Below are 20,937 nucleotides of genomic sequence, written 5' to 3'. Positions count from 1 at the left end.
GAGAGCAATGGGCGTTAAGAAACTAAGACCAATGACACCGGGAACAAGGGGCAGAATCGCTCCTGACTTCGCAGATGTAACAACGGCTACTCCTGAGAAGTCTTTGTTGGCTCCTCTGAAGAGATCCGGTGGTAGAAATAACTCCGGTAAAATGACCATGAGATACCTAGGTGGTGGTCATAAAAGAAAGTTGAGAATCGTTGACTTCAAAAGAGAGAAGTTTGACGTGCCTGCAACTGTTAAATCTGTAGAATACGATCCATCAAGGTCGGCAAGGGTAGCTTTGTTGTACTATGCTGATGGTGAGAAAAGATACATAATCGCTCCTAACGGACTACAAGTAGGTCAGACAGTAATTTCTGGCGAAGGCGTAGCACCAGAAGTGGGTAATGCATTGCCTCTAGCTAAAATTCCATTGGGTACAATTGTACACAATGTAGAATTTAAGCCAGGTAAGGGTGCTGCTTTAGCAAGAAGCGCAGGATCATATGTGCAGCTTGTCGCTAGAGAAGGTAAATACGCAACGTTGAAATTACCTTCTGGCGAAATGAGAAATATTTTAGTGACGTGTATGGCGACTATCGGTTCGGTAGGAAACTCTGATCATATGAACGTAAGGCTTGGAAAAGCTGGTCGTAAGAGATGGTTAGGTAGACGTCCAAGAGTAAGAGGTGTAGTAATGAACCCAGTCGATCACCCAATGGGTGGTGGTGAAGGTAAATCTTCTGGAGGGCATCCAAGATCAAGAAATGGTCTTTATGCTAAAGGTCAGAAGACTAGAACACCTAAGAAATACTCGAATAGATTGATAATTGGTAAAAAGAAGAAATAATGGCACGTTCATTAAAAAAAGGACCTTATATCGATTTCAGACTTGAAAATAAAGTCGATGCCATGAATGGTTCTGGTAAGAAATCAGTAATCAAGACATGGTCAAGGAGATCAATGATATCACCTGAATTCGTAGGTCATACCTTCGCTGTACATAACGGAAATAAGTTTATTCCTGTATTTGTAACTGAAAATATGGTAGGTCATAAATTCGGTGAATTCGCTCCTACAAGGAATTTTAGAGGTCACATTGCTAAAAAGGATAAGAGAAGATAATGGAAGCTGTAGCTAAACTTAATAATGTTCCTACCTCTGCTCGTAAGATGAGAATGGTTGCTGATATGATCAGAGGCCAAAGAGTGAACAGAGCATTGAACATCTTGAAATTCGAAGCTAAGGAAGGCGCTGCTAGACTAGAAAAGCTTTTGTTATCTGCTATTGCTAACTGGCAAAGCAAGAATGAAGACGAAAGATTAGAAGATGCAGATCTTTATATCAAGTCTATCACTGTTGACGGTGGCCGTATGCTGAAAAGATTGAGACCTGCCCCTCAGGGAAGAGCTCATAGAATCAGAAAAAGATCAAATCATGTGACGCTTGTAATCGCTTCTAAGAACGATGCAGCAGTTACCGCTGAAGTAGTTGAAGAAGTAATTAACGAAACTGAGAATAAATAAGATGGGACAGAAAGTAAATCCTATTGGTTTCCGCTTAGGCGTCATCAGAGGTTGGGACTCTAACTGGTATGGTGGAAAAGACTTCCCAAGTAAATTGGTAGAAGATCAGGAAATCAGAAAATACATCAATGCTAGGATCCCTAAGGGAGGAATCTCTAAGATCATCATTGAACGTACCATCAAAAGAATAACTATTACGGTTCACACTGCCAGACCAGGTGTTGTGATCGGTAAAGGCGGTCAAGAAGTTGATCGAATTAAAGAAGAATTGAAAAAATTGACTGGCAAAGATGTTCAGATCAATATTTTCGAGATCAAGCGTCCTGAATTGGATGCTAAGTTGGTAGGTGAGTCAATCGCACAACAACTTAAAGCAAGAATATCCTACAGAAGAGCAATGAAGCAAGCAATCGCTTCTGCTGTAAGAGTAGGTGCTCAAGGTATTAAAATTAAATGTTCTGGTAGATTAGGTGGTGCTGAAATGGCACGTACTGAAATGTATAAGGACGGTAGAATACCATTGCATACACTTAGAGCTGACATCGATTATGCCATCTCTGAAGCCGATACCGTATACGGAAAGATTGGAATCAAAGTGTGGATATTCAAAGGTGAAGTATTAGGTAAGAGAGACCTTTCTCCGAACATTGGTGGTGGAAACAGCAATATGGGTGGAGACCGAAGAGGTGGAGGATCTAGAAGACCTAATAGAAGTAACAATAGAAAGAAGTAATCACTTTTTTAAAGAAGAGAGAAGATGTTACAGCCAAAAAGAACTAAGTATAGAAAAATGCAGAAGGGCCGTGTGAGTGGACTTGCACAAAGAGGTCACACACTGTCTTTTGGAACATTTGGTATTAAGTCGCTAGAGCCAGGATGGATTACAAGCCGTCAGATTGAAGCTGCTCGTATTGCTATGACAAGAGCGATGAAAAGAGAAGGTCAAGTTTGGATTAGAATTTTTCCAGACAAGCCTGTTACAAAGAAACCTGCTGAAGTAAGGATGGGTAAAGGTAAAGGAGCACCGGATTATTGGGTTGCAGTAGTTAAGCCTGGTACTATTCTATTTGAATCTTCAGGTGTAAATATTGAATTAGCTAAGGAAGCCTTGAGGTTAGCCGCTCAGAAACTTCCGATATCTACAAAATTTGTTGTTCGTAGAGATTACGTTGGAGGATAGTTATGAAGAATTCAGAAATCAAAGCTCTTGAAATTGAAGAGCTAAACGAAAAACTTAGAGCTGAGGAAGATGGTTTCCAAAAGTTGAAATTTGCGCACGCAATTTCTCCTATTGAGAATCCGATGAAAATCAGAGAAGCGAAAAAGTTGATCGCGAGATTAAAAACAGAAATAAGGGCTAAGGAACTTGCTAAATAGATGAGCATGGAAACCAGAAATCTGAGAAAAGAAAGAGTCGGGATCGTAACTAGCAACAAAATGGATAAAACCATTACTGTAGCAGTTGAGAGAAGAGAAAAGCACCCGATGTATGGAAAGTTTGTTAAGAAGACTTCCAAATTTGCTGCTCATGACGAAAAAAATGATTGCGGTATCGGTGATACAGTAAAGATCATGGAAACTCGTCCGCTGAGTAAGAACAAGCGTTGGAGATTAGTTGAGGTAATTGAAAGAGCTAAGTAATTATGATCAGGCAAGAATCAAGACTTAACGTAGCGGATAATAGTGGTGCCAAAGAGGTGCTATGTATCCGTGTATTGGGCGGTACTAAAAGAAAGTACGCCAGTGTAGGTGATATGATCGTGGTCTCAGTTAAATCTGCTCACTCATCAAGTAGCCTTAAAAAAGGTACAGTGTCAAAAGCTGTTATAGTTAGAACCAAAAAAGAAGTAAGAAGAAAAGATGGTTCTTACATCAGGTTCGAAGATAACGCTGCTGTATTGCTGAACCAAAACGACGAACCAAGAGGTACTCGTATGTTTGGCCCAGTTGCAAGAGAATTGCGTGAAAAGCAATTCATGAAAATTGTTTCATTAGCTCCAGAGGTACTATAATTATGAGTAACGCAAAGAAACTTCACGTCAGAAAGGGCGACAAGGTTAGAATTCTTTCTGGTAACTATAAAGGAAAAGAAGGCGAAGTATTAGAAGTTCAACCTTCTAAGTACAAAGCTATAGTATCAGGTTGGAACATGGTTTCTAAACATGTTAAACCTTCTGCTGAAAATCCCAATGGTGGAATAGATAAAGTTGAAGCTCCTATTCATTTATCAAATCTTATGGTAATTGATCCAGCAACGGGTCAAGCTGCAAGAACTGGTAGACAGTTGAATAGCGATGGAAAACTAGAAAGATATTTTAAAACCAAGAAATAGGTTATAAATAATGGCTAGTCCTAGATTAAAAGATAAATACAAAGAGGAAATAATTCCTGCTTTGAAAGATAAGTTCCAGTATACAACTGTAATGCAGGTACCTAAAATCACTAAAGTAGTAGTGAATAAAGGTATTGGTGCAGCAGTTGCCGATAAGAAATTGGTTGATATTGGAGTAGAAGAATTAACTACAATCACTGGTCAGAAGGCTGTTGCTACTGTGGCTAAAAATTCAATCTCGAACTTTAAGTTGAGAGAAGGAATGCCAATTGGAGCAAGAGTTACATTGAGAGGTGATCAAATGTATGAATTCATCGACCGTCTATTGAACATTGCGCTTCCTAGGGTTAGAGACTTTAGAGGTGTGAAGGACAAAGGTTTCGACGGACGTGGAAACTATACATTAGGAATTAAAGAGCAGATTATTTTCCCAGAGATCTCGATCGATAAGATTAAAGCAATTTCTGGAATGGACGTTACTTTTGTAACAACTGCTAATTCCGATGAAGAAAGTTACGAATTGTTGAAGGCGTTCGGAATGCCTTTCGCTGGTGGTAAAAAAAATAACGACTAGAAATGGCTAGAGCATCCATAAAAGCAAGAGAAAGAAAAAGAGAAAAGCTTGTAGCGAAATACGCAGATAAGCGTGCGAAGCTAAAAGCTGAAGGCGACTACATTGGTTTAGATAAATTGCCAAGAAACGCTTCTCCTGTAAGACTTCACAACAGATGTAAGTTGACAGGTCGTCCTAAAGGATACATGAGAAAGTTCGGTATCTCAAGGGTGACATTTAGAGAAATGGCATCTGCAGGTAAAATACCTGGAGTGACTAAAGCAAGTTGGTAAGCTATTTTTCTTTTATTAACTGAAAATATTTAATACCTTTGCAGGCCGGTTTAGGCAGGAAGGTATTCAACATTTATAAAAAGTACGATTCTGGGAGATATCGCCAGAAAACCAAGTGAGTAAGCAATTGTTGTCTCACAAAAAATAAAACAATGACTGATCCAATAGCAGATTATTTAACGCGACTAAGGAACGCCATCAGTGCGAATCATAGAATAGTCGAAGTCCCTTCATCAAAGGTGAAGAAGGAAATCACAAAGGTACTGCACGACAAGGGCTTTATCCAGAACTTTAAGTTCGAGCAAGCTGGTCCTCAAGGCAACATCAAAATTGCCCTAAAGTACAATCCATCTACTAAGCAACCGGCTATCGTTAAGCTTGAAAGAATAAGCAAGCCAGGTTTGAGAAAATACGTTGGTGCTGCCGAGTTACCTAGAGTTCTTAATGGACTGGGTGTGGCGATCGTTTCTACTTCTAAAGGTATTATGACCGACAAAGAAGCAAGAGCACATCACATTGGCGGAGAAGTTTTGTGTCACGTATACTAAGAAGGAGGAAAGACAATGTCACGAATAGGTAATCAACCCATTAATCTCCCTGAAGGTGTTTCTATCGATGTTTCTGCAGATAATGTAGTGACTGTAAAAGGACCAAAAGGAGAATTAAGTAGAGAAATTAACCCTGAAATCAAGATCACCCTTGAAGAAGGATCGCTTAACGTAGCAAGACCTACTGAGCAAAAAAGACATAAAGCATTGCACGGTTTATATCGTTCTTTAATCAATAACATGGTTATTGGTGTTAACGAAGGATATAGAAAAGAACTAGAATTAGTTGGTGTAGGTTATAAAGCAGCTGTTTCGAACAACATTTTGGAGCTTAACTTAGGTTACTCACATAATATTTATGTAGCCGTTCCAGAAGAAGTTAAAACGGAAGCTAAAATGGAGAAAGGTAAACCTCCAGTAGTTACGCTGCAGAGTACTGATAAAGAACTTATCGGTCAAGTTGCAGCAAAAATTAGATCACTTAGAAAAATTGAACCTTACAAAGGTAAAGGTATCAGATTCGTGGGTGAGCAAATTAGAAGAAAAGCTGGTAAAACTGCTGCTAAATAATAGAGATCATGGCTGTTAGAAAAGGTAGACTAAGAATAAAGCAGAGTATTAGAAGTAAGATTTCTGGTACTACTGAAAGACCTAGAATTTCTGTATTCAAAAGTAATGCACAAATTTCGGCTCAGATTATTGATGATGTAAAAGGACACACACTAGTGGCCGCGTCTTCAGCAGAGTTAGGGGCTAAAGAGAACACCAACGTAGCGATGTCTAAAGAAGTTGGTAAAAAATTAGCAGAGAAAGCAGTGGCTTCAGGTATCACAAGCGTGGTGTTTGATAGAAACGGTTATATATATCACGGAAAAGTTAAAGCTTTGGCGGAAGGTGCTAGAGAAGGCGGCCTTAAATTTTAATTGAGATGAGTCAGAAAGTAAAAAGTATTAAGGCTAGTGACATCGACTTGAAAGAAAAAGTTGTTGCCATTAAGAGAGTTGCCAAAGTAGTAAAAGGTGGTAGAAGATTTAGTTTCTCTGCAATTGTTGTAGTAGGTGACGGAAATGGTGTTGTTGGATACGGTTTAGGTAAGGCTAATGAAGTAACAGACGCTATTACTAAAGGTATTGACGATGCTAAAAAGAACTTAGTGAAAGTGCCTATTTTCAAAGGTACTGTGCCTCACGAAGTACTAGGTAAGTATGGTGGAGGACTTGTTCTTGTGAAGCCAGCTTCTGAAGGTACAGGAGTAATTGCTGGTGGTGCGATGCGTGCAGTATTTGAAAGTGCAGGTATTCACAACGTTCTAGCAAAATCTAAAGGATCTTCGAATCCGCATAACGTTGTAAAAGCTACTTTCGATGCATTATTGCAAATGAGAGATCCATTGGCTGTTGCACAACAAAGAGGTGTTGAGTTAAGCAAAGTTTTTAACGGTTAAGAGATCATGGCAAAGGTTATTATCACGCAAGTAAAAAGTACCATTGACAGACCTGAAAGACAAAAAAGGACTATCAAAGCCCTAGGTCTTGGTAAAATCAACAGATCAGTAGAAGTAGAGAATACTCCACAGATCGCTGGTATGATTAATAAAGTAAATCACCTTGTATCTGTAAAGGAAGCATAAGATGAAACTGAATACATTAACGCCTGCAGAAGGCTCAACTAAAAATAGTAAAAGGATAGGACGTGGTACTGGTTCTGGTAGAGGTGGAACTTCTACAAGAGGACACAATGGTGCTAAGTCAAGATCTGGTTACTCTCGTAAATCTGGTTTCGAAGGTGGTCAAATGCCTTTACAAAGACGTGTTCCTAAGTTTGGCTTTACTAGTCCGAACAGAGTGGAGTATAAGGCAATTAACCTTGACACACTACAGGAATTATCTGAGAAGACTGGAGAAGCTACAATAAATGTAGAAACTTTAATTTCTAATGGTCTTGCTGGAAAGAACGACCTGATTAAAGTTTTGGGAAGAGGAGAATTAAAGTCTAAAGTAGATGTAACTGCTCACAAGTTTTCTACGTCTGCATTAGCAGCAATTGAGAAAGCAGGAGGAACAGGAACAAACATTTAAGTTCATGAAGAAATTCATTACCACCATAAAGAACATTTTTTCCATTGAAGAGCTAAGAAATAGAATCTTGGCTACTTTGGGATTCTTGGTCATTTTCAGACTTGGCTCATTCGTAGTGTTGCCAGGTGTTGATCCAACACAGCTAGTAGATGCTGATGGTGGTATTTTTGGAATTCTAAACTCATTATTAGGAGGTTCTTTTAGTAGAGCCTCAATTTTTGGATTGGGTATTATGCCTTATATCTCAGCATCCATTGTGATTCAATTAATGACAGTGGCAGTGCCAAGTTTCCAGAAAATGCAAAAGGAAGGAGAATCAGGGAGAAAGAAATTAACTCAGATTACTCGCGTTCTTACAATTTTAGTAACCTTAGCGCAAAGCTTCGGATACATTAAAACAGCAATAATTGCTCCTGGAGCAGTATCGCCGAGTGTAGACCCTACATTATTCATGGTATCGTCAATGATTTTGTTGACAGCAGGTACTATGTTCTGTATGTGGTTAGGCGAGAAAATTACTGACAAAGGAATCGGTAATGGTATTTCTATGCTGATTATGATTGGAATTATTTCTAGTCTTCCAGCAGCAGCAATTAATGAATTCTATGTGACCAATGGTTTGAATAGAGCCTTATTCTCACTAGTAGAAATTGTTGCATTGTTCTTCGTCGTTATTGTAACTGTTGCTTTGGTTCAGGCCACAAGACGTATACCAGTGCAATACGCGAAACAAGTAGTAGGTGGTAAAGTGTATGGCGGTCAGCGTCAGTTTATTCCACTCAAAGTAAATGCATCAGGCGTAATGCCAATTATCTTTGCACAGGCACTAATGATTTTGCCTACTTTGATAGGTCAGATTTGGGCTGAAAATAGTGATTTCTGGTTGAAAGTAACACAAGCATTTGTGAATCCATTTTCATGGCAGTACAACCTTGTATTTGCACTACTGATAATAGCATTCACTTTCTTCTACACAGCAATTACAGTTAATCCTTCTAGTATGGCGGATGACTTAAAAAGAAACGGAGGCTTTGTACCAGGTATTAAACCAGGAAAGCCAACTTCAGACTTTATTGGTGATGTAATGGATAAAATTACATTGCCAGGATCTATATTTTTAGCGATCATAGCTATCCTACCAACTTTTGCATACAATGCAGGCGTAGGTCAGTCATTCTCTTATTTCTATGGAGGAACGTCGTTACTAATTATGGTAGGTGTAATTTTAGATACACTACAGCAGATTGAAAGCTACCTACTCATGAGACATTATGAGGGTATGATGAAATCTGGTAAAATGAGAGGAAGATCTCAGAATATGGCAGTTGCGTAAAATGATTTTTTACAAGACTGAGGAAGAAATTGAACTGATTCGTGAAAGTGCCCAAATATTAGGGAAAGCACACGGTGAAGTTGCCAAGCATGTAAAGGCTGGCATAAAAACGCAAGATCTGGACAAGATAGCTCAAGAGTTTATCGCAGATCACGGAGCCAAAGCATCCTTTAAAGGATACAATGGATTTCCAGCAACGCTTTGTATTTCTGTGAATGAAGTTGTAGTTCACGGTTTTCCTAGCGAATACGAATTGAAAGACGGTGATATAATCTCTATAGATTGTGGAGTCTTCTACAAAGGTTTTCATAGCGATTCCGCTTATACTTACCCAGTAGGAGATATTTCATCAGAGACTTTAGCACTGCTTAAAGCAACGAAGGAGTCGTTGTATAAAGGTATTGAAGAAGCCAAGTTTGGTAATCGAATTGGAGATGTAGCCTACGCTGTCCAGAATTTTGTGGAAGAAAGAGGATACACCGTCGTTCGGGAATTGGTTGGTCATGGATTAGGCAGAAGCCTACATGAAGGACCGGAAGTTCCAAACTATGGTAAACGTGGTAGAGGCCCGAAATTGAATGAAGGATTGGTAATAGCAATAGAGCCAATGGTCAATTTAGGAGTTCGAAACATTGTTCAAGAAAGTGATGGATGGACTATTAGAACGAGAGATCGTCAACCATCAGCACATTATGAACATACTATCGCCATCTTCAAAGATAGAACAGAGATATTGACAACGCATAAATACATAGAAGAGGTAGTAAAACTTTAATATGGCTAAACAAGGATCAATAGAACAAGACGGAACAATTGTAGAGGCTTTGCCCAATGCAACATTCCGTGTAGAACTAGAAAATGGACATATTGTGTTAGCGCACATCTCAGGAAAAATGAGAATGTTCTATATAAAAATATTACCTGGTGACAGAGTGAAACTCGAAATGTCACCATATGATTTAACAAAGGGTAGAATTACTTACAGGTATAAATAAAAAACGATGAAAGTAAAGGCGTCCATCAAGAAGCGTAGCGCTGATTGTAAGGTAATCCGCAGAAACGGAAAGTTGTACGTGATTAACAAGAAGAATCCTAGATTCAAACAAAGACAAGGATAATTATGGCAAGGATTTCAGGAGTAGATATTCCAGATCACAAAAGATCCGAAATTGGTTTAACATACATTTTCGGAATTGGTCGTAGTTCGGCTAATTATGTGCTGAATAAGGCAGGTATTGATGTAAATACCAAGATTGGTGATCTTGATGATGATCAACAAAAAGCGATCAGAACTATCATTGGTGAAGAGTTCAAAATCGAAGGTGTGCTAAAATCTGAAGTTCAATTGAACATCAAGCGTTTGATGGATATTGGATGTTACAGAGGCTTAAGACACAGAAGAGGTTTACCTGTTCGTGGACAGCATACTAAGAATAACTCTCGAACCAGAAAAGGTAAGAGAAAGACTATAGCTAACAAGAAAAAGGCTACTAAGTAGTAACAGCTGATAAAATATTATAAAGATGGCTGAGAAAAGAAAAGATAAAGCAAGAAAGAGGATTGTACAGGTGGATGCACTTGGACAGGCGCACATTAAGGCGTCTTTCAATAACATCATCATCTCATTGACTAACCAACAAGGTCAAGTGATCTCTTGGGCTTCGGCAGGGAAAATGGGCTTTAAAGGCTCTAAAAAGAACACCCCTTACGCTGCTCAACAAGCAGCTCAAGATTGTGCTCAAAAAGCATATGATTTGGGTTTAAGAAAAGTAGAAGTCTTTGTGAAAGGACCTGGTGCAGGTAGAGAATCTGCCATCAGAACTATCCAGAATACTGGTATAGAAGTTACATTGATTAGAGATGTGACACCATTACCACATAATGGATGTCGTCCTCCAAAAAGAAGAAGAGTTTAATTTAGAAATTATTAGTAATGGCAAGATATAGAGGTCCAAAGGCTAAAATTGCAAGGAGATTTAATGATCCTATTTTTGGTCACAGCAAAGCATTACAAAAGAAGGCTTATCCTCCTGGCCAGCATGGCAGAGGAAGAAGAAAGAAGCAGTCTGAATATGCAATCCAGTTAATGGAAAAGCAAAAAGCTAAATACACTTATGGTGTTTTAGAAAGACAGTTTGCGAACCTTTTTGATAAGGCTTCAAGAAGATCAGGTATTACAGGTGAAATTCTACTTCAAATGTTGGAGACTAGACTGGACAATGTAGTATACAGATTAGGAATTGCACCAACGAGACGAGGCGCAAGACAATTAGTATCTCACAAACATATTACTGTTAATGGTGAGGTATTGAATATTCCTTCATATCAAGTATTAGATACTGACGTGATTGGCGTAAGAGAGAAATCTAAATCTCTTGAAGCAGTTACTGACAGTTTGGGTGCAAATTCTGTACAGAAATACCCATGGTTGGAATGGAATAAAGCAGAGATGACTGGTAGAATGATCAACATTCCGGCAAGAGAAGATATTCCTGAGAATATCAAGGAACAGTTGATAGTCGAGCTTTACTCTAAGTAATACATTTAAGAACCTTTAAAATTTAGATATATGTCAATACTAGCATTTCAAATCCCGGAGAAGGTGGTGATGGAAAAGGCAGACGATTTTCACGGTCTGTTTACTTTTAAACCATTGGAAAAAGGTTACGGGGTAACTATTGGTAATGCACTTAGAAGAATTTTACTTTCTTCTTTGGAAGGCTATGCTATCACAGGTATTAAAATTCCAAGTGTACTTCACGAGTTCTCTACTATTGAAGGTGTTGTAGAAGATGTATCTGAAATTATTCTAAATCTTAAGAAAGTAAGATTTAAGAAAATCTCTGATACTGTAGACAACAAGATCAATGTAGTGATCGAAGGACAAGACAAATTCACAGCAGGTGACATTGGAAAATTCACTTCTGCTTTTGAGATTTTAAATCCAGAAGATGTGGTTTGTCATTTGGACAACAATATCAAATTCGAAATCGAATTGACTATTGAAAAAGGAAGAGGATATCTTCCTGCTGAAGAAAATAAGCCATCTGAGCAAGTTTTTGGATTTATTCCAATCGACGCAATTTTTACACCTATTAAGAATGTAAAGTATAGCGTAGAAAATACAAGGGTAGAGCAGAAAACTGACTACGAAATGCTTGTATTGGATATAAAAACTGATGGTTCTATCCATCCTGAAAACGCATTGAAAGGTGCAGCGCATATTCTTATTCAGCACTTCATGTTATTCTCTGACCAGAACATGATCCTAGAAACAGGAGCACTAGACGAGCCAGAGCAAGTAGATGAAGAAATGCTTCACATGCGTAAGTTGTTGAAGACTAACCTGAACGACCTTGATCTTTCAGTTAGAGCTTACAACTGCCTTAAAGCTGCTGACGTTCGTTCATTAGGCGATCTTGTTAGACTTGAGATTTCAGACATGATGAAGTTTAGAAACTTTGGTAAAAAGTCTTTAGCTGAGCTAGAGCAACTTGTAGCTGAGAAAAACCTAACGTTTGGTATGGACTTAGCTAAATATAAACTCGAAGAGGATTAAGAGAAATGAGACACGGGAAGAAATTTAACCACTTAAGTAGAACAGCATCACATAGAAAAGCGATGTTGTCTAATATGGCTTCTTCGTTGATTGAGCACAAGCGAATCACGACTACTGTAGCAAAAGCGAAAGCTTTGAGAAAGTACGTTGAGCCATTGATTACAAAGGCTAAAGACGATACTACTCACTCTAGAAGAGTTGTGTTCTCTTATCTTCAAGACAAAGAATCTGTTACAACACTTTTTAATGAAGTAGCAGAGAAAGTAGCTTCACGTCCGGGTGGATATACTAGAATTATCAAAACTAACAACAGGTTAGGAGATAATGCTGATATGTGTATCATCGAATTGGTTGACTACAACGAGTTATTATTGGCAGAAGCTGCACCAGCAACTAAAGCGAAGAGAAGCAGAAGAGGTGGTAAGAAGAAAACCACTAAAACTGAAACTCCAGTAGCAGATGCAGTAGTTGTTGAAGAAGAAGTTGCAGAAGCACCAGTGGCAGAGGTAGTTGAAGAAACTCCGGCTGCTGAAGTTGATGAGGCGCCAACTGCGGAAGCAGATGATGCCCCTGAAGCAACTGATGCTGATGAGAAAAAAGACGAAAAGAAAGACGGAGAATAATTCGTCAGTCTAATAAATTTAAAAAAGGGCTATCCGACAGGATAGCCCTTTTTTTGTGATGTTTTCTGAGATTTTGAATGAGTCTTAGCCTAAATATTTATCTCTTTTTATCAGTGAATTTTCAACTACAGAAAATCAGTTTTGGACAGTAAGAATTTGAGCTTATTTTTGTACGATGCGAAAAGTCGCACGCCAATCAAAATATGTCGCAGAACACGTTAAATCTATCTCAAAAGAAAGCTATCCTGTTACTAGAAGACGGATCACGCTTTGAAGGAATTGCCATCGGAAAAATAGGGACTGTAGGAGCAGAAATCTGCTTTAATACAGGGATGACAGGTTATCAGGAAATATACACTGACCCGTCTTACTATGGTCAGATTGTTGTCAATACAACATCTCATATTGGAAATTATGGAGTAGAAGATTCTGAACAAGAATCAAATGCCCCAAAAATTACAGGCCTTGTCGTTAATACATTTTCCCAAGACTACAGTCGTAATACAGGTCATGGTTCCTTGCAAGAGTACTTAGAAAAGAATGGAATTGTTGGAGTATCAGAATTAGATACAAGGCTTCTAGTTCGCCAAATTAGAGATACTGGAGCAATGAATGCCATCATCTCATCAGAGGATCTTTCAGATGACGAGTTGCAACGACGATTAGCTGAAGTTCCTTCAATGGATGGTCTAGAATTATCATCATTTGTTAGTACAAAAGAGCCATATTTTGTTGGAGACGAGAATTCAGAATACAAGGTAGCGGTACTAGATCTAGGTGTAAAAACGAGTATACTTACTCATTTAGCAAGTAGAGGAGCTTACTTAAAAGTATTTAACGCTAAAACTTCCTTCGAAGAAATGGCCAGTTGGAACCCTGATGGATACTTCTTGTCTAATGGACCTGGCGATCCGTCGGCGATGGATTATGCAGTAAAAACAGCGAAACAAATTATAGCTGAAGACAAACCATTGTTTGGAATTTGTTTAGGCCACCAAATAATTTCATTGGCCTGTGGAATTTCAACTTTCAAAATGCACAATGGGCACAGAGGGTTAAATCACCCGGTTAAAAACCTTGTTTCTGGAAAAAGTGAAGTAACTTCTCAAAATCATGGTTTTGCAGTAAATAGAGAAGATGTAGAGAACTCTGATTTGGTAGAGTTAACCCATGTAAACTTAAACGACCACACCTGCGCAGGCATTCAAGTAAAAGGTAAGAAATCGTTTTCCGTACAATATCACCCGGAATCTTCACCCGGACCACACGATTCGCGTTATTTGTTCGATCAATTTATCAACCTTTTCAAATCATAAGAAAAAGAGACTATGAGTTTAATAGAAAGCATTCATGCTAGACAAATCCTTGACTCAAGAGGGAATCCTACTGTAGAAGTAGACGTAATTACCGATAATGGAGTTTTAGGAAGAGCTGCAGTACCATCTGGAGCATCAACAGGAGCGCATGAAGCTGTCGAACTACGCGATGGAGGAGATTTATACCTAGGAAAAGGTGTGACACAAGCGGTAGAGAATGTAAATGATGTGTTAGCCGCTGAATTAATTGGCTTCTCAGTATTCGAACAAAATCTGATTGATAAAATCATGATTGAAGTCGATGGAACGGAGAACAAGAGTAATCTAGGCGCCAATGCAATATTGGGTGTTTCGTTAGCGGTAGCTAAAGCAGCAGCAGCTGAATTGGGTTTACCACTGTACAGATACGTAGGCGGAGTAAGCGCGAATACACTTCCCGTACCGATGATGAACATCATCAACGGAGGTTCACATGCCGATAACTCTATCGATTTCCAGGAATTCATGATCATGCCTGTTGGAGCTGAGACTTTCTCACAAGCCATCAGAATGGGAGCTGAGATATTCCATCATTTAAAGAAAGTACTTTCTTCAAGAGGGCTTGCTACTAACGTAGGTGATGAAGGAGGTTTTGCACCAAATTTAGGTTCAGATGATGAAGCCCTTCAAGTCATTTCAGAAGCTGTAGAAAACGCAGGCTATAAGGTGGGAGACGATATTGTTTTTGCTTTGGATGTAGCCTCTTCAGAATTCTACTTAGAAGATGAAAACGTATATTATTTTAAAGATTCGACGGGAAAAAAATTAACACCTGTTGAAATGGCGGATTATTTAGCTGATCTAAGCGAGCGCTATCCAATTATCTCGATTGAAGATGGTATGTTCGAAGATGACTGGGAAGGCTGGAAAGCTTTGACAACTAAAATTGGAGATAAGGTTCAGTTAGTTGGAGACGATCTGTTCGTTACGAATGTGACAAGACTTCAAAAAGGTATCGATAATGGAATTGCCAATTCAATTTTGATTAAAGTAAATCAAATTGGAACACTCACTGAAACCATAGCGGCCGTGAGTCTCGCCAATAGAAATGGTTATACAGCCGTAATGTCGCACCGTTCTGGTGAGACTGAGGATAATACCATTGCTGATTTAGCAGTAGCTCTAAATACAGGTCAGATTAAAACTGGATCTGCTTCGCGTTCTGATAGGATGGCCAAGTATAACCAACTTATTAGAATTGAAGAAGAACTTGGTGAAGTGGGGAAATTTCCTGGGAACGACTTTAGAAATACTTATTAAGTCAACACATTAATAATATTTACAAACCCTTCTCGATAGCTTGAAAGCTATGAGAAGGGTTTCTTTTTGTAGTGCCGATGACGTTCTACTAAAAAGATGAACTTTTTTTTGAATCATAGCAGCCTTTTATGGTTAAGTAGTGTATAGACCATCAAACGACTTAATTATGAAAACTAAAGCCTTTTTTTCTCTTATAGCAATTGCTATGATTTCCTTTGCTTGTGGCAATGATGGTGGTGGAGATGAACAACCTGATCCATGTGCTACACCAGTAGTAATATCAGTAACAAGTAACATTAATGCTACGGCAGGACAGTCCGACGGTGCTTTTACAGTATCAGCTACAGGAGGAAGCGGCGGCTTCGAATTTAGCGTAGATGGTGGGTCATTTCAGACATCAGGAACATTCACTGATTTAGCGGCAGGCACTTACACCGTTACTGCTAGAGGAACAAGTGGTTGCTCCAATACACTTCAGGTCACTATTGATGAGAATGCTGTAGTGCAAGTTTCATTTGCGGCTGATGTACTACCTATCTTAGAAACTAGATGTGCAACATCGGGATGTCATGTGGCTGGAGGGAATGCCCCTTTCGCAATTAATGGTTTTAGTGATGCTCAGCCAAGAGCGGCAAGATTCAAAGTACGAGTAGCCGGCAGAACTATGCCTCCTGCTGGAGCTACAGCATTAACTGATGCTCAAATAAATAATATTGTGGCATGGGTTGACGGAGGTGCTCAAGATAACTAGACCTAAAAGCTTTTTGGAATCTTGGTAAAAAGTTGATTACTTTTATTGTATGAAGAATCCTTTCACCAAGATTCCAAAAGTTCTTAAAAACTACTATTTCCTTTTCGGGTTATTCTTTTTGACTTGGATGTTCCTAATCGATTCAAATGATATTGTAACTCAGGTTAGGATGACCAAGAAGCTGAATAGCTTAAAAGCTCAAAAAGAGTTTTACGTCGATAAAAAAATTCAAGTACAAAAAGACAAAGAAGAACTCAGTACGGATAAGAAATTATTAGAAAAATTTGCTCGTGAGAAATACCTCATGAAAAAACCTTCGGAAGATTTATACGTGGTAGTCTCTGAAGACTAAAAAAAGATCATTCAATTAGTCCTCTTTCGAGGACTTTTTCGTTTACAGTATATGAGAAAAATTATTCTTGCCAGTTTATTAATTGTTTTAAGCTATGGAATGGCTTCAGCACAAGTGTATTTTGAAGAGGAGGAGAAAGATTCAATTACTTTCAAAGACAGACTTTATTTTGGAGGGAATTTTTCGTTGAACCTTGGGAATCGTTTCACTTTCATCGATATCTCTCCTTTAGCTGGTTATCTCCTAACCGATGACTTCTCAGTTGGCGCTGGCATTAATTACCTCTATGTTTCCAGACAATTCGTTAATGTATTCAATGGCGATCGGTTCGAATTTTCCAATGGAGTTTATGGCGGAAGATTATTTGCGAGGCATAATGTTTTAGATGATTACTTCGCTCATGTAGAAGTGGAAACTGTAAATACTGAAGTTGTAGAATTTGATATTTCGGGCAGTCGTGTGTTCAGAGATTGGGTGCCTGGTTTTTTTGTTGGCGGAGGCCTTTTTCAACAAGTATTGGGCAGAGGAGGTGTAAATGTCACCTTGCTTTATAATTTGTTACATGAAGAAGGTAGGTCACCATATAATAGTGCGTTCATTTTTCGTGCAGGCGTCACATTTTAATATCACTATTAATTAAAGGGGATATCAAATTTTTCTGAAAGCTCAGAAAGGTCCTTTTCAACAGCACCAAGGAGTGGAATACCGTCTTTCATTCGAATACTTTCCATTTCTCTTTCAGGATCCCCTGGGATTAATACTTTCTGTTCCGGATCGATCGGCTCTGAGTTCTTAAAGCGCCTAATCCATTTGTCCATATTACTTTTAAACTCATCTGCAGGCCTGAAGGCATCCACACGCATAGCACCCAGGAAATGACCTAAGCCTTCCCCCACAGGGTCACTAACAGGATCCATAAAGCTGACAAAAGGTGGAGCCCATGGCCCGTAATTAGCTCCAGAAAGAACAGCCGAAAAAATGTCTACTATCGAACCTAAAATATATCCTTTGTGACTTCCATGAGATTTATCTCCACCTAGAGGCCTAAGGGCGCCACCTTTTTTTACACCAAAAGCATCAGTGGTAACTTCACCTTCTTTATCCTGAACCCAACCCTCAGGTGCTTCTTCCCCTTTACGTTGAAGAATTTCCAGTTTGCCATTAGCCGCTGTAGTGGTTGCAAAATCGCCAACAAATGCAGGCTCTTCGTCCGCTGGAATTGCCACAGCGATTGGGTTAGTACCTAGAAGCCTTTCCTTTGAAAATGTAGGTGATACCAAAGGACTAGCATTTGTCATCGACATGCCAATCATATCATGTGACAAGGCTTTCATGGCATGGTATCCTGCAATGCCGTAATGATTAGAGTTTTTAACAGCAACCCAGCCTGTACCAGCAATTTTAGCTTTTTCTATGGCCACTTGCATCGCGTAAGGGGCAACGACAAGCCCTAAACCAGCATCTCCATCAACTACAGCCGTACTAGGCGTTTCATGTACTATTTTTATCGCTGGGGTGGGATTTATGCGGCCTTTTTCCCAAAGCCTGATATACCCACTCAATCTTGCGACACCATGAGAATCAACCCCTCTTAAATCAGCAGACAGCAAAGTGTCTGACGCTATTTTTGCATCTTCAGGAGAGCAGCCAATCTTTTTAAAAACAGACTGAGCAAAATTATGAAGCACTTCGTGTGAGTAAGTTGCCATGATTTAGTTAAGGTCTTTTAATTATTTGAATCACTTGAAAAAAGTAGTCCCTCCTTAAGTGCATAAGAACAAACTTTGATCTCATTAATCACTAATTGCTCTTGAACAAAAGAAATAAGACAGCTGGCTACAACAATCATATCTACGCGCATAGTAACCATACCCGGTATAAGTAATCGCTCTTGCTTATCCTTTATGAGCAACTCCCTGTGAATATCGTGGTAGGCCTTTATGGGTAGGCTAAACGATGTAGCCAAAGAATTTCTTTTCGATTGATTTGCACTAAGGAAAATTTCTAATACCGTATCAAACGTTCCAGAGCATCCGATTAAACCCTTAGGCTGAAACTTATCAATGGCATCTTTTAATGCCTTTAATTCTGTTCCTAGCCAGATAAACAGTTCCTCTATTTGCTGAGCAGGAATGGGGTCCACAGTATGAAATTTATCAAGCAGTCTTTGAGCTCCTATTTCGAAACTCCTTTTCCATTTAACGTCGTTTTTGTTGCCTATAATAAATTCAACACTGCCACCACCAATATCCATGATGAGTTGATTCTCATTATCAAGCGTTAAACCAGCTTTTACACCCTCAAAAATTAATTCTGCCTCTCGATATCCCGAGATAATTTCAATAGTAATGCCCGTTTCATTCGCCACTTGATCAAGCAGAGCTTGGCCATTCTTCGCATTTCTGATAGCGCTGGTGGCTACGCCCTTTACATTCGTAACCTGAAACTGATCTATAATAGTTTTGAATGTAGTAAGTGCGTGAATAGCTCTTTTTATAGCATCTGGAGCTATTTTTCCTTTACTAATTCCGTTTTGGCCAATTTTAACAGCTATTTTCTCTTTATAAAGCGTAGTTAACTGTCCATTCATTATTTCAACAATGAACAGATGAAAAGTATTAGTTCCCAGATCGATAACTGCTTTTCGCATTACTTTATAGCCGCTTGAAACGATGGCCGAAGATAAGAGATATTGACTAATAATGAATCTTCCGATTATGGAATTACATAGGTCTAAAATTCTTTTTTGATCTGATCTATCTATCTTTGATCACATAACAATTACCTATGGCCGATCAGAACAACGAGCAATCTGAAGTGCATCTCTTGTCTAGAGATGAAAAGTTTAAACTTCTTGAGTCAAAAAATAAAGAAGCCCTTTTAGGAGGAGGCGAAAAGCGAATTGAGTCTCAGCACAAAAGAGGAAAATTAACCGCACGTGAACGAATCACACTATTAGTAGATGACGGTTCATTCGAAGAAATTGGAAAATTTGTCGAGCACCGCGCTACTGATTTCGGTTTAGATAAAGAAGTCTATCTAGGTGATGGTGTGGTTACAGGGTATGGCACCGTTAATGGTCGCCTGATTTATCTCTATTCACAAGATTTCACAGTTTTTGGAGGTTCTTTATCTGAAACGCACGCTGAGAAAATCTGTAAGATTATGGACTTGGCCACAAAAAATGGTGCGCCACTAATAGGCTTGAATGATTCTGGAGGAGCTCGAATCCAAGAAGGAGTTGTATCGCTAGGAGGCTATGCAGATATCTTTTACCGCAATACAAGGGCTTCAGGAGTAATACCTCAGATATCCGCCATTATGGGTCCGTGCGCAGGTGGGGCTGTATATTCTCCAGCAATTACAGATTTCATTTTTATGGTGGAAAACACCTCTTACATGTTCGTGACAGGCCCAAGCGTGGTAAAAACTGTTACCCAAGAAGATGTAACGGCCGAAGAGCTCGGTGGAGCGAGTACCCATAGTAGTAAAAGCGGTGTCACTCATTTCTCCTCTGCCAACGAAGTACAATGTTTAAACGATATTAAAAGGCTGCTGACTTATATCCCACAGAATTGTGAGGAAGATGCGCCCGTATATGTATATGATGAGCAGGACGAAATCAGATCTAAGCTCACGGATATTATTCCTGAAAATCCGAATCAGCCTTATGATATGCATGAGGTGATAGACCACCTTGTTGATAATGAATCCTTCTTTGAAGTTCATAAGAATTACGCGGAGAATATTATTGTAGGATTTGCCAAATTGGGCGGAAGAAGTGTAGGTATAATTGGAAATCAGCCAGCCGCTTTAGCAGGTGTTTTAGACATTGATGCCAGTGTAAAAGGTGCTCGTTTCGTGCGTTTTTGCGATAGCTTTAATATTCCTTTACTCGTACTGGAAGATGTACCAGGTTTCTTACCAGGAACTGATCAGGAGTGGAGGGGAATTATTACCAACGGTGCCAAATTGCTTTATGCATTCGCTGAAGCTACAGTACCAAGGATTACCGTAATAACCCGAAAGGCCTATGGCGGAGCCTATGACGTTATGAATTCTAAGCATATTGGAGCAGATATGAATTATGCATGGCCAATGGCAGAGATTGCCGTAATGGGTGCAAAAGGAGCTGCAGAAATTATCTTTAAAAGAGAAATCGCCGCTGCCGAAGATCCAGAAGCCAAGCTGCAAGAAAAAGTAGATGAATATACTGCTAAGTTTGCTAACCCATATCGTGCCGCACGCCGTGGTTATGTAGATGAAGTGATTAGTCCAGATACGACACGATTGAAGCTAATTCGAGCATTTAAAATGCTAGAAAACAAAGTGGATACCTTACCAAAGAAAAAGCACGGAAATATTCCGTTGTAAAACTATTCTGAGTCCTTA

34 protein-coding genes are annotated in these 20,937 nt (G+C 39.1%); 32 read left to right on the top strand and 2 right to left on the bottom strand.

All coding sequences use genetic code 11. From position 1 onward, the window contains the following. Positions 1–7: 7 nt before the first annotated feature. The 31 genes from rplB to JXQ92_RS01615 all read left to right on the top strand — a co-directional run bounded on the left by rplB (position 8) and on the right by JXQ92_RS01615 (position 17,169). Positions 8–832: a 50S ribosomal protein L2 gene (gene rplB / locus JXQ92_RS01765; RefSeq protein ID WP_421984861.1), complete on the top strand. Its 825-nt coding sequence runs from the start codon at positions 8–10 to the stop codon at positions 830–832. Continuing rightward, positions 832–1,107 (top strand): 30S ribosomal protein S19, encoded by a 276-nt coding sequence (rpsS, locus tag JXQ92_RS01760; protein WP_421984860.1) that lies wholly within the window; start codon positions 832–834, stop codon positions 1,105–1,107. The genes rplB and rpsS overlap by 1 nt, the downstream gene beginning before the upstream one ends. After that, on the top strand, positions 1,107–1,508 hold the full coding sequence (gene rplV, locus JXQ92_RS01755; protein ID WP_421984859.1) for a 50S ribosomal protein L22: 402 nt from the start codon (positions 1,107–1,109) through the stop codon (positions 1,506–1,508). The genes rpsS and rplV overlap by 1 nt, the downstream gene beginning before the upstream one ends. A 1-nt stretch (position 1,509) precedes the next feature. Beyond that, the gene (gene rpsC, locus JXQ92_RS01750; RefSeq protein WP_421984858.1) at positions 1,510–2,241 is read left to right on the top strand and encodes a 30S ribosomal protein S3; all 732 of its coding nucleotides are present in this window, start codon (positions 1,510–1,512) and stop codon (positions 2,239–2,241) included. A gap of 24 nt (positions 2,242–2,265) precedes the next feature. Beyond that, on the top strand, positions 2,266–2,688 hold the full coding sequence (gene rplP / locus JXQ92_RS01745; RefSeq protein ID WP_069835042.1) for a 50S ribosomal protein L16: 423 nt from the start codon (positions 2,266–2,268) through the stop codon (positions 2,686–2,688). A gap of 2 nt (positions 2,689–2,690) precedes the next feature. Continuing rightward, positions 2,691–2,885 carry a 50S ribosomal protein L29 gene (gene rpmC / locus JXQ92_RS01740; protein ID WP_421984857.1) on the top strand — a complete coding sequence of 65 codons (195 nt, stop codon included), beginning with the start codon at positions 2,691–2,693 and terminating at the stop codon, positions 2,883–2,885. Between the two features lie 6 nt (positions 2,886–2,891). Next, positions 2,892–3,149, top strand: coding sequence for a 30S ribosomal protein S17 (rpsQ, locus tag JXQ92_RS01735; protein ID WP_421984856.1), 258 nt, complete (start codon positions 2,892–2,894; stop codon positions 3,147–3,149). Between the two features lie 2 nt (positions 3,150–3,151). Next, entirely contained in the window at positions 3,152–3,520 is a 369-nt protein-coding gene (gene rplN, locus JXQ92_RS01730) for a 50S ribosomal protein L14 (protein WP_069835044.1), read from the top strand. Positions 3,521–3,522: 2 nt separating this feature from the next. Further along, positions 3,523–3,840, top strand: coding sequence for a 50S ribosomal protein L24 (gene rplX, locus JXQ92_RS01725; protein ID WP_421984855.1), 318 nt, complete (start codon positions 3,523–3,525; stop codon positions 3,838–3,840). Positions 3,841–3,850: 10 nt separating this feature from the next. After that, on the top strand, positions 3,851–4,414 hold the full coding sequence (rplE, locus tag JXQ92_RS01720; RefSeq protein WP_421984854.1) for a 50S ribosomal protein L5: 564 nt from the start codon (positions 3,851–3,853) through the stop codon (positions 4,412–4,414). A 2-nt stretch (positions 4,415–4,416) separates the two neighbouring features. After that, complete coding sequence (rpsN, locus tag JXQ92_RS01715; RefSeq protein WP_421984853.1) at positions 4,417–4,686, top strand: 30S ribosomal protein S14; 270 nt, start codon at positions 4,417–4,419, stop codon at positions 4,684–4,686. 152 nt (positions 4,687–4,838) lie between these two features. Next, on the top strand, positions 4,839–5,234 hold the full coding sequence (gene rpsH / locus JXQ92_RS01710; RefSeq protein ID WP_421984852.1) for a 30S ribosomal protein S8: 396 nt from the start codon (positions 4,839–4,841) through the stop codon (positions 5,232–5,234). A gap of 15 nt (positions 5,235–5,249) precedes the next feature. Next, the gene (gene rplF, locus JXQ92_RS01705) at positions 5,250–5,804 is read left to right on the top strand and encodes a 50S ribosomal protein L6 (protein WP_421984851.1); all 555 of its coding nucleotides are present in this window, start codon (positions 5,250–5,252) and stop codon (positions 5,802–5,804) included. Positions 5,805–5,812: 8 nt separating this feature from the next. After that, positions 5,813–6,157, top strand: coding sequence for a 50S ribosomal protein L18 (rplR, locus tag JXQ92_RS01700; protein ID WP_421984850.1), 345 nt, complete (start codon positions 5,813–5,815; stop codon positions 6,155–6,157). 5 nt (positions 6,158–6,162) lie between these two features. Next, on the top strand, positions 6,163–6,678 hold the full coding sequence (rpsE, locus tag JXQ92_RS01695; protein WP_421984849.1) for a 30S ribosomal protein S5: 516 nt from the start codon (positions 6,163–6,165) through the stop codon (positions 6,676–6,678). 6 nt (positions 6,679–6,684) lie between these two features. Beyond that, the gene (rpmD, locus tag JXQ92_RS01690; protein WP_069835052.1) at positions 6,685–6,864 is read left to right on the top strand and encodes a 50S ribosomal protein L30; all 180 of its coding nucleotides are present in this window, start codon (positions 6,685–6,687) and stop codon (positions 6,862–6,864) included. A gap of 1 nt (position 6,865) precedes the next feature. After that, complete coding sequence (gene rplO / locus JXQ92_RS01685) at positions 6,866–7,312, top strand: 50S ribosomal protein L15 (RefSeq protein ID WP_421984848.1); 447 nt, start codon at positions 6,866–6,868, stop codon at positions 7,310–7,312. A gap of 4 nt (positions 7,313–7,316) precedes the next feature. Further along, the gene (gene secY / locus JXQ92_RS01680; RefSeq protein WP_421984847.1) at positions 7,317–8,645 is read left to right on the top strand and encodes a preprotein translocase subunit SecY; all 1,329 of its coding nucleotides are present in this window, start codon (positions 7,317–7,319) and stop codon (positions 8,643–8,645) included. Position 8,646: 1 nt separating this feature from the next. Further along, a complete protein-coding gene (gene map, locus JXQ92_RS01675) occupies positions 8,647–9,420 on the top strand; it encodes a type I methionyl aminopeptidase (RefSeq protein WP_421984846.1) in 774 nt (257 codons plus the stop codon). A gap of 1 nt (position 9,421) precedes the next feature. Next, the gene (gene infA, locus JXQ92_RS01670; RefSeq protein ID WP_421984845.1) at positions 9,422–9,640 is read left to right on the top strand and encodes a translation initiation factor IF-1; all 219 of its coding nucleotides are present in this window, start codon (positions 9,422–9,424) and stop codon (positions 9,638–9,640) included. A gap of 6 nt (positions 9,641–9,646) precedes the next feature. After that, positions 9,647–9,763: a type B 50S ribosomal protein L36 gene (gene ykgO, locus JXQ92_RS01665; RefSeq protein ID WP_045460160.1), complete on the top strand. Its 117-nt coding sequence runs from the start codon at positions 9,647–9,649 to the stop codon at positions 9,761–9,763. Between the two features lie 2 nt (positions 9,764–9,765). Next, positions 9,766–10,143: a 30S ribosomal protein S13 gene (gene rpsM / locus JXQ92_RS01660; protein WP_421984844.1), complete on the top strand. Its 378-nt coding sequence runs from the start codon at positions 9,766–9,768 to the stop codon at positions 10,141–10,143. A gap of 25 nt (positions 10,144–10,168) precedes the next feature. After that, positions 10,169–10,561, top strand: a complete 393-nt coding sequence (rpsK, locus tag JXQ92_RS01655; RefSeq protein ID WP_069835058.1) for a 30S ribosomal protein S11 — start codon at positions 10,169–10,171, stop codon at positions 10,559–10,561. A gap of 17 nt (positions 10,562–10,578) precedes the next feature. Further along, positions 10,579–11,184, top strand: coding sequence for a 30S ribosomal protein S4 (gene rpsD, locus JXQ92_RS01650; protein ID WP_421984843.1), 606 nt, complete (start codon positions 10,579–10,581; stop codon positions 11,182–11,184). A 30-nt stretch (positions 11,185–11,214) separates the two neighbouring features. Next, a complete protein-coding gene (locus JXQ92_RS01645) occupies positions 11,215–12,204 on the top strand; it encodes a DNA-directed RNA polymerase subunit alpha (RefSeq protein WP_069835060.1) in 990 nt (329 codons plus the stop codon). A gap of 5 nt (positions 12,205–12,209) precedes the next feature. Beyond that, positions 12,210–12,827, top strand: a complete 618-nt coding sequence (rplQ, locus tag JXQ92_RS01640) for a 50S ribosomal protein L17 (RefSeq protein WP_421984842.1) — start codon at positions 12,210–12,212, stop codon at positions 12,825–12,827. Positions 12,828–13,030: 203 nt separating this feature from the next. Next, positions 13,031–14,143, top strand: coding sequence for a glutamine-hydrolyzing carbamoyl-phosphate synthase small subunit (gene carA / locus JXQ92_RS01635; protein WP_421984841.1), 1,113 nt, complete (start codon positions 13,031–13,033; stop codon positions 14,141–14,143). Positions 14,144–14,155: 12 nt separating this feature from the next. Further along, the gene (eno, locus tag JXQ92_RS01630) at positions 14,156–15,442 is read left to right on the top strand and encodes a phosphopyruvate hydratase (RefSeq protein WP_421984840.1); all 1,287 of its coding nucleotides are present in this window, start codon (positions 14,156–14,158) and stop codon (positions 15,440–15,442) included. Between the two features lie 166 nt (positions 15,443–15,608). Next, a complete protein-coding gene (locus tag JXQ92_RS01625) occupies positions 15,609–16,193 on the top strand; it encodes a hypothetical protein (RefSeq protein ID WP_421984839.1) in 585 nt (194 codons plus the stop codon). Positions 16,194–16,242: 49 nt separating this feature from the next. Then, positions 16,243–16,545: an FtsB family cell division protein gene (locus JXQ92_RS01620; protein WP_421984838.1), complete on the top strand. Its 303-nt coding sequence runs from the start codon at positions 16,243–16,245 to the stop codon at positions 16,543–16,545. Positions 16,546–16,596: 51 nt separating this feature from the next. After that, positions 16,597–17,169: a hypothetical protein gene (locus JXQ92_RS01615; RefSeq protein WP_421984837.1), complete on the top strand. Its 573-nt coding sequence runs from the start codon at positions 16,597–16,599 to the stop codon at positions 17,167–17,169. A gap of 8 nt (positions 17,170–17,177) precedes the next feature. On the opposite strand, the gene JXQ92_RS01610 is transcribed toward JXQ92_RS01615, so the two are convergent. Continuing rightward, positions 17,178–18,254, bottom strand: coding sequence for an Ldh family oxidoreductase (locus JXQ92_RS01610; protein WP_421984836.1), 1,077 nt, complete (start codon positions 18,252–18,254; stop codon positions 17,178–17,180). A 17-nt stretch (positions 18,255–18,271) separates the two neighbouring features. Then, a complete protein-coding gene (locus JXQ92_RS01605) occupies positions 18,272–19,195 on the bottom strand; it encodes an exopolyphosphatase (protein WP_421984835.1) in 924 nt (307 codons plus the stop codon). 137 nt (positions 19,196–19,332) lie between these two features. Here JXQ92_RS01605 and JXQ92_RS01600 point away from each other — a divergent pair, with 137 nt between their 5' ends. Beyond that, entirely contained in the window at positions 19,333–20,919 is a 1,587-nt protein-coding gene (locus JXQ92_RS01600; RefSeq protein WP_421984834.1) for an acyl-CoA carboxylase subunit beta, read from the top strand. Positions 20,920–20,937: the final 18 nt, after the last annotated feature.

This window comes from Roseivirga sp. (genome assembly GCF_049099775.1).
Taxonomy (GTDB): Bacteria; Bacteroidota; Bacteroidia; order Cytophagales; family Cyclobacteriaceae; genus Roseivirga.
Note: the sequence above shows the minus strand (reverse complement) of the source record. Positions and strands in the feature narration are given on the sequence as shown.